Here is an 8,100-nt window from a genome sequence, read left to right on the forward strand (position 1 = left end):
TATGTAAAATCCATGTAAAATCCAGTCTTACAGAAGCTCCTGGAAGTCCCGGATCGTGCAGGTTGCCATTTTCCGGATGCTCTCCCACTCCTTCTTTGAGCTGTCATCCAGAATGCCCATCGCCTGAAAACCGCCGTCCAGAGCGCCTTTGACTCCCGCCGTAAGATCCTCAAAGACCATGCACTCTGCCGGTGCCACGCCGATGAGTTCTGCCGCCCGCTCGTAGATGTCCGGAAAGCCTTTTCCTCTTTTTACCTCCGAAACCGTCACAATGGCATCAAAATATTCATAAATGTCGTTGTGCTTCAGGCAGGGAATGAAAAGCTCCCGGTCTCCGGAAGTCGCTGCTGCGATGGGAATGCCCTGGCTTTTTAATTTTTCCAGATAGTCTTTTGCTCCGGGCTTTAAGTCTACATGAAGGGCGTAGGCCTCCCTCGCCATCTCCCGCCATTCCTGTAGCAGCATCTCCGGTGTCTCAGAAAAGCCAAAGCGTTCGATCGTGTAGCGCGCTGCCTCCGGGAAGCCCATGGCCGCAATCTTCTGCTTATAATCATCCGGCATGGGAAGATTTCTTTTTTTCAGGAAATCGATATCGACCTGGTCCCAGACTCCCATGGAATCCAGAAGTGTGCCGTCCAGATCAAAAATCGCTCCTTTCCACTGTTTTTCTGTCATCTTCTGTTCCTTTCCGTCCGGATTCTTTTGTCTTTATCCGGTCTGTTCTATTCTAACACAGGAAGAGGCTTTGTGCGGTGTCAAAAAAAATTTATTTTTCTTCTTGACAATACACCGGATTCGTGTATAATACAAAGCCATAGAGCAAAGGCGTTCTGGAGAAGATCTGGAATGCCTTTTGTTTATATAGTGACCGTTTTACCCGAAACGTAAAGGCGCGTTTTTTCCTGATGGAAAGAAGGCGCTTTTTGTTTACTCCGGGGAGCGAGCGGTCCGGATCAAAGGAGGAGAAAATTATGGAATTCTCAGCAGTAAACACAATCTGGGTACTTGTCGGCGCCGCTCTGGTTTTCTTCATGCAGGCCGGTTTCGCCATGGTAGAGGCCGGTTTCACCCGGGCCAAAAATGCCGGCAACATCATCATGAAAAACCTCATGGACTTCTGTATCGGAACCCCCGTTTTCTGGCTCGTGGGCTTCGGCATCATGTTCGGAGCCGGCAACGGCTTCTTCGGCCGGATCGGAGGCATCGCTTCCGAAGCCAATTACGGAACGGCCATGACTCCTGACGGCGTTCCTTTCTGGGCCTTCCTCATTTTCCAGACCGTCTTCTGTGCCACAGCCGCAACCATCGTTTCCGGCGCCATGGCAGAGCGTACCAAATTCCTTTCCTACTGTATTTACAGCCTGATCATCAGCCTGGTGATCTACCCTGTTTCCGGTCACTGGATCTGGGGCGGCGGCTGGCTCTCAGAGCTTGGCTTCCATGATTTCGCCGGTTCCGCAGCCGTTCATATGGTAGGCGGCGTGGCCGCTTTCATCGGCGCTCTGATCCTCGGCCCCCGTATCGGAAAATACGACAAGGACGGCAAACCCAAAGCCATCCCCGGCCACAACCTGACCATCGGCGCTCTCGGCGTCTTCATCCTCTGGTTCTGCTGGTTCGGCTTCAACGGCTGCTCCACCGTCAGCATGGAGGGTGAGGCCATTGTCACCGCAGGCAAAATTTTCGTCACCACCAACCTGGCAGCCGCTGTTGCCACCTGCACCGTTATGATCCTCACCTGGGTCCGCTACAAAAAACCGGACGTTTCCATGTCTTTAAACGGAACCCTAGCCGGTCTGGTAGCCATCACTGCAGGCTGCGATACCGTTTCTCCGACTTCTGCTGCCATCATCGGTATCCTGGCCGGTTTCGTCGTTGTTTTCGGTATTGAATTTGTTGATAAAGTCCTGAAAGTAGACGATCCGGTCGGTGCAGTCGGTGTCCATGGGCTCAACGGTCTTTTCGGCACTCTGGCCGTCGGTCTTTTCTCTGATGGAACCGGTACCGAATGGAAGGGACTTTTCACCGGCGGCGGTTTCCATCTCCTTGGCATCCAGATCCTCGGCATTATCTGTGTCGTTGCCTGGGTTGCCGTTACCATGACGATCGTTTTCCAGGTTCTGAAACACACCATCGGCCTTCGTGTTCCCGCTGAGGAAGAGATCGCAGGTCTGGATATCGTCGAGCACGGCATCGCAAGCAGCTACGCAGGCTTCTCCGTTCACGACAACATCGGCCCGGTTCCCGCTCCCATGACAGGCAGCGCCAAAGTTTCCACCGGTACCACCTCCGCTGCTCAGGCTCCCGCAGAAATTTCTCCTTCCGAGGGCTCCCAGGGTACGCATAAGCTCACCAAGGTGGTCATCGTCACCCGCCAGAACAAGCTGGAAGAATTTATGCACGCCATGAACACCATCGGAGTCACCGGCGTCACCGTTACCAACGTTCTTGGCTGCGGTGTACAAAAAGGTGCTTCCGCTTACTACCGCGGTGTCGAGATGGATATGAGTCTCCTGCCCAAGGTAAAGATCGAGATCGTAGTCAGCGCCGTTCCGGTACAGGCCGTCATCGATACCGCCAAAGCAGTTCTCCACACCGGCCAGATCGGCGATGGCAAGCTCTTCGTCTACGATATTGAAAATGTAGTCAAGATCCGTACCGGTGAAGAAGGCTTTGACGCCCTTCAGGATACACAGTAACAACCATATTGTATAAGAAGAAACGCCCCCGTTCCGCTGCTCCCTACAGCTGAAACGAGGGCGTTTTCTTATTCCTTTTAAAAGGAAAAGATCGCTGCCCCATAGCCCGAAAGATCGTAAGAGAAAGAAGTCTCTCTCTGACCGGAGGGGATGTTTTCTGCCTCGTAGATTTTATGGAGCTCTTCTCTAGTTCCGCCGAATTTTTTCCAGCTGCTGTCAAGGAGAAGCTCGTAGCTGCCGCCGCCCGGCGTTCCCAGGCGGTACTCTTTCCGCTCCACCGGAGTGAAATTGATGACAAAGAGAAGATTTTTCCCATTTCTCCCGAAACGGGCGAAGCTCACGATACTCTCCTCCGCGTCGTCGGGATCCATCCACTGGAAGCCGCCGGGCTCATAGTCCAGCTCGTAGAGAGCCGGATATTCCCGATAGATTTCGTAGAGGGAGTGCATGTAGCGCTGCATTCCCAGATGCTTCGGCTCGGATAAAAGGAACCAGTCCAGTTCCCGGTTTTCGCTCCACTCCCGCTCCTGGGCAAATTCCTGACCCATGAAAAGAAGTTTTTTCCCGGGATGACCGATGTAGAAGCCATAGTAGGCCCGAAGATCCCCGAAGGGGTCCAGACCTTCCCCGGCGGGCATTTTTCCCAGAAGAGAATGTTTTCCGTGGACCACCTCGTCGTGGGAGAGTGCCTGGATAAAATGCTCCGTATAAGCGTAAACCATGCCAAAAGTCAGATGGTCGTGATGATAGCTTCGGTAAATCGGGTCTTTTTCCATATAGGCCAGGGTGTCGTTCATCCAGCCCATGTTCCATTTCATATGAAAGCCCAGACCCTGACCCTCCGGCTCCCCGGTGACACCCGGCCAGGAAGTGGATTCCTCCGCGATCATCACGCTTCCGGGAGCAAACTTCCGGGTCGTCCGGTTTAAAAGCTGGAGAAATTCCACTGCTTCCAGGTTCTGATTGCCGCCGTAAATGTTGGGAATCCACTCCCCCGGTCCTCTGCCGTAATCCAGATAGAGCATGGAGGAAACCGCATCCACCCGAAGACCGTCCAGATGGTATTCCTTCAGCCAGAAAACTGCGCTGGCGCAGAGAAAGTTCCGCACTTCTTTTTTTCCATAGTCAAAGACCTTCGTGCCCCACTCCCGGTGCTCGCCCTTCCGGGGATCTTCGTACTCATAGAGGGGCGTCCCGTCAAAGCAGGCCAGCCCGTGGGCATCCTTCGGGAAATGAGCCGGTACCCAGTCGAGATACACGCCGATCCCTTTCCGGTGCAGGTAATCCACCAGATACATAAAATCTTTCGGATTTCCATATCTGGATGTAGGTGCAAAATACCCGGTTACCTGATAGCCCCAGGACCCGTCGAATGGATACTCCAGAATCCCCAAAAGTTCCACATGAGTGTAGCCCATCTCCTCCGCATAGTCTCCCAGCGCATGGGCTAGCTGCTTATAATTAAGGAAGCCGTCGGGATCCGCCTCAGTTATGGGCCGTTTTTGAAAGGAGCCCGGATGGACTTCCAGGATATTGATAGGCTCAGTCCGATAGTCTTTTTTCTCCCGCCTGGTCATCCATTCCTGATCCCGCCAGCGGTAATCCTCAATGCCGGCCACTCGGGAAGCGTTTCCCGGTCTTACCTCGCTCTCGAAGGCATAGGGATCTGCCTTATAGAGGACCTCACCGGTCCGTGTGTGGATACAGTATTTGTAGAGATCCCCCTCGATGGCTCCCGGCACAAAAAGCTCATAGATTCCGGAAGCTCCCAGCCGCTCCATGCACCCGGCAGCCTCCCGCCAGCCATTAAAAGTCCCCACCACGCTGACAGACTTCGCCGCCGGCGCCCAGACAGAAAAACACACGCCTTCCATCCCGTCTTTCTCCGTCAGATGTGCTCCAAACCGTTCATAAACCTCAAAATGCTGCCCGATTCCAAAAAGATACTGGTCCACCTGCCCTGTCATGGTCACATCCTGATACTGCTTCATTCTCTCGTACATCCTTCCCAAACAATTCTGTCAATTTCTGTTTACCATAATAGCATTGGATGGGGCGGATGTCTACATCGTAAACATCACAATCAGCATTTCCACGCTCATCTGGTCGTTCATGCGGCCTGTTTTGACGGCTTCTTCGGCTTCGACGCACTCTCTGACGGCCCGTTCCAGTTCTTCGTAAGTGAAACTTTCCATCTGCCGCCAGGAATTTTTCACGATGAAGGGCTGGATTTTCATGTGGGAGGCGATGCTGTTCTGGTCGTAGCCCTGGTTTTTCAACTCTTTCATCTGCAGAAGCTGATTGAACTGCCGGGCGATCAGGAAGAGAATCCGCATGGGGGGCTCTTTTAACGCCAGGAGATCGTAGTAAAGGTCCATAGCTTTTTTCTGCTGCTTCTGAGCCACGGCGCGGATCATATCGAAGATCTTGTTCTCCGTCCGGGTGATGCAGATCTCCTCCACATCCTCGGGAAGAATCTCGTTTTTGTCCAGCGTGTAGCAGAAAAGCTTCTCCAGTTCCATCTGGATATTTCCCATATCGTCCCCGGCCTTCTCAAGGAAGAGACGCATCGCGGATTCCGTGATCTGTTTTCCTTCTTTTTTCACGCTGGAGAGGATCCAGCGCATAAGGCTCCGCTCGTCCTGGCGGCCAAATTCTACAATGCGGCCCACACTTTTCACAGCCTTATAGAGCTTGCCCCTCTTGTCCACTTCCTCTTCCACGAAGACCATACAGGTGGTGTCCGGCATGGACTTTATGTAGTCCGCCAGCTCGGGGCTGGCGTTTTTGAAAAAGCCGGTATCTTCCAGAAGGATCAGCCGCTTATCTGCAAAGAAGGGCATGGTCTCCGCCTGGTCGATGACTGCCTTCGGGTCCACATTTTTTCCCGTATAGACGGAAAGATTCATCGTGTCGCCCTCGGGAAGCACGGCCTCCGTCAGCTTTTTCTTATAGAGCTGGCGGAGATAGGGCTCCTCCCCGCAGAGAAGATATACTTTCTGAAACTCTTTTTTCCGAATGTCCTCTATTAAATCCTTCATGGTTCCTCCTGTTATCCGGTAAAATTACTGTCTCCATTATAGCGCATTCTCTTCTTCCGGGGAACCGAAAATTTTCCGGCTTTTTATTCCGCTTTCTCTGCCGCCTGTTTTTTCATTTCTTTTTTCCGGCGGGTCATAAGGCCTCCCACCCGGCCGGTCTCCTTGGCGGAGAGACTTTTCCAGCCTTCCTTCATCACCCGGTCCAGAAGCCCCAGTTCCTCGGCGATCTCGTATTTCAGCTCCTCCTCCGGGGTCAGATTGTGAAGATCGATCTTTTTCTTTTTTGACATGATAAAAGCCACACTCCTTTTTTCTTTTTATGGAGTATGGCCTTTTATCGTTACTCTTATGCTTCTTTTTCGAAATCCACCTCAATCTCACCCATTCCACATTCCAGAGTGAATTTTTTGTCGGAACCGTTACTGATCTCCTGGCCGCTGCCAAGGCCGGAAAAATCGCGATCCCCAAGACTGATGTTACCCATTCCGCATTCCAGGCTGTAATCGTAATCTTTTTCGGAGCCGACAAGATTCAGATACATGGAACCGATGCCGCATTTCAGATTTCCAAATTTTTTAATTTCCCCGGAGAAATCAAACTCGCCGACGCCGCATTCCCCGTCCAGCTCTTCCACCTGAAGATCGTTCACTGTGAGCGTTCCGACGCCAACCTGGGCTTTCAGCTTCCTGATGTCCGTTCCTTTCGGCACCTCCAGCACAATGGCCACGTCCTTGCTGCTGCCAAAGCTGGAAATATTGATGCCAAAGAAATACTGAGCCTTTTTCGAATTGACTTTCAGGGTCGTTCCATTCTGCTCGCAGAAGAATTTGCCGGTTCCGACGGAGCGGAGCACGAAATCCTTACCGGATCCATAGCAGACCGTGAGCTCGCCCACGCCCATATTGAGATCCAGATTTTCTATGTTCTGAAAATGCTGTTCCTCTCCTTCGGTCACCTTTATCTGATCGCCGGTGACAAACGAATGTTTCTCCGAATCATAGCTCACAGAAAGGTCGCCGACTCTTCCTCCCATGGTGTAAGCGGTCAGGCAGAGCACAATTCCAAGAAGCAGAAAGCCTCCTGACAAAATAAGAGAAATCTTCGTAAATCTTTTCATGCCCTTGCTCCTCCTCTTCTATGAAAAATCTTTCTACAAAGCCATTTGATCCCCCGCCAGCAGGCCGGAACGCCTCTTCCGATCACCCACATGAGGAGAAGCAACAGCAAAATTCCTGCTGCCAGGCAGATAAAGCCGCTGCCGCAGAACATCAGAGCCACGCCGGGTGCCAGCGCAAGCCTCGCAACACCCACAACCAGAAATACAATTCCTGCAAAAAAGCCCGCCGCCATCACCATAGCCACAGCCACAGCCAGAAGTGCCACACAGACCAGGGCCGACAGGGCCAGGGCAAACACCGTAACCAGCACCGGAATGCCAATCGGGATTCCGATAAACAGCACCAGGCAGACGATTCCGAAGGTCCACCAGCCGCTGGATTTTTTCGGCTGCTTCTCATAGCTTCCGTAATTTTCCGGAACCGGGCGACTGGAGGTGTTTTTATCGTAAGGGCTGCCGGCATTCTCGTAGCTGTCCGTTCCAAGACCGGTCTTCAGGCCGTTTTTGATCTGCTCGGCGACCTTCTCCGGGCTTTCCAGCTCCCGGATCACCTCCGCTTCCCGGCCTTCGCCCGCATCGTCAAAATATCCCCTGTAAAACTCCAGAGCCGCCTCCCTCTCCTCTGCCGGAATGTCCTGCAAAAGAGCGGCGAGCTTCTCCAGAAACTCCTGTTTTGTCATGGTTTTTTCCTCCCTGTAAAGATACTGGTAATTCTCTCGGAATATTCTTTCCACTCGGTAATATAAAGATTGAGCTGGCGGCGGCCGCTCTCCGTGATCTTATAATACCGGCGGTTCCTTCCTCCGTATTCCATGTCATAGACTTCCAGGCAGCCGTCCTTTAAAAGCCGCCGCAGGACCGGATAAAGGGTAGACTCGGAAACGTCCAGGACGGCCCGGACTTCCTGGGTGATCTTGTACCCGTAGGTTCCTTCCTTCTCCTCCGACACCACAGCCAGGACAATGGCATCCAGAAGTGCTGCACCTGTGTTAAATACCATTTGATCAACTCCTGTGTGATTACTATTTCATGGGCAATACTATATATCATATAATATTGTTTGTCAAGTATGTTTGAAATAAAAAAATACACAGAGCATATAACCCTGTGTATCTTTTGTTATTTCTATAATCCTCCAAATATTCGAAATCCGCTGATTTACTGCATAAATCGCTACTGTCTACGCTCCGCTTCGGTCGGTGCAAAACGAACATCCACTGGATGTTCTGCACCTCATATTTGG

The 8,100-nt window shown here is 52.1% G+C and carries 8 protein-coding genes; 1 reads left to right on the plus strand and 7 read right to left on the minus strand.

The features are described 5' to 3' along the window. Positions 1 to 27: 27 nt before the first annotated feature. Entirely contained in the window at positions 28 to 675 is a 648-nt protein-coding gene (locus tag LKD71_RS09855) for an HAD family hydrolase (RefSeq protein WP_178045868.1), read from the minus strand. 296 nt (positions 676 to 971) lie between these two features. Here LKD71_RS09855 and LKD71_RS09860 point away from each other — a divergent pair, with 296 nt between their 5' ends. Beyond that, positions 972 to 2,699 (plus strand): ammonium transporter, encoded by a 1,728-nt coding sequence (locus LKD71_RS09860; RefSeq protein WP_227615274.1) that lies wholly within the window; start codon positions 972 to 974, stop codon positions 2,697 to 2,699. A 77-nt stretch (positions 2,700 to 2,776) separates the two neighbouring features. On the opposite strand, the gene glgB is transcribed toward LKD71_RS09860, so the two are convergent. The 6 genes from glgB to LKD71_RS09890 form a co-directional block, all read right to left on the minus strand. Further along, complete coding sequence (glgB, locus tag LKD71_RS09865) at positions 2,777 to 4,690, minus strand: 1,4-alpha-glucan branching protein GlgB (RefSeq protein ID WP_227615275.1); 1,914 nt, start codon at positions 4,688 to 4,690, stop codon at positions 2,777 to 2,779. Positions 4,691 to 4,762: 72 nt separating this feature from the next. After that, the gene (holA, locus tag LKD71_RS09870) at positions 4,763 to 5,740 is read right to left on the minus strand and encodes a DNA polymerase III subunit delta (RefSeq protein ID WP_227615276.1); all 978 of its coding nucleotides are present in this window, start codon (positions 5,738 to 5,740) and stop codon (positions 4,763 to 4,765) included. A gap of 83 nt (positions 5,741 to 5,823) precedes the next feature. Continuing rightward, positions 5,824 to 6,030: a small, acid-soluble spore protein, alpha/beta type gene (locus tag LKD71_RS09875; RefSeq protein WP_227615277.1), complete on the minus strand. Its 207-nt coding sequence runs from the start codon at positions 6,028 to 6,030 to the stop codon at positions 5,824 to 5,826. A gap of 56 nt (positions 6,031 to 6,086) precedes the next feature. Beyond that, positions 6,087 to 6,857 (minus strand): DUF4097 family beta strand repeat-containing protein, encoded by a 771-nt coding sequence (locus LKD71_RS09880; protein WP_227615278.1) that lies wholly within the window; start codon positions 6,855 to 6,857, stop codon positions 6,087 to 6,089. Next, the gene (locus LKD71_RS09885; RefSeq protein WP_178047112.1) at positions 6,854 to 7,537 is read right to left on the minus strand and encodes a DUF1700 domain-containing protein; all 684 of its coding nucleotides are present in this window, start codon (positions 7,535 to 7,537) and stop codon (positions 6,854 to 6,856) included. Before LKD71_RS09885 ends, LKD71_RS09880 begins: the two co-directional genes overlap by 4 nt. Continuing rightward, positions 7,534 to 7,857, minus strand: coding sequence for a PadR family transcriptional regulator (locus LKD71_RS09890; RefSeq protein ID WP_117764104.1), 324 nt, complete (start codon positions 7,855 to 7,857; stop codon positions 7,534 to 7,536). Before LKD71_RS09890 ends, LKD71_RS09885 begins: the two co-directional genes overlap by 4 nt. Positions 7,858 to 8,100: the final 243 nt, after the last annotated feature.

It is taken from the genome of Fusicatenibacter faecihominis (assembly GCF_020686945.1).
Lineage (GTDB): Bacteria > Bacillota > Clostridia > Lachnospirales > Lachnospiraceae > Limivivens > Limivivens faecihominis.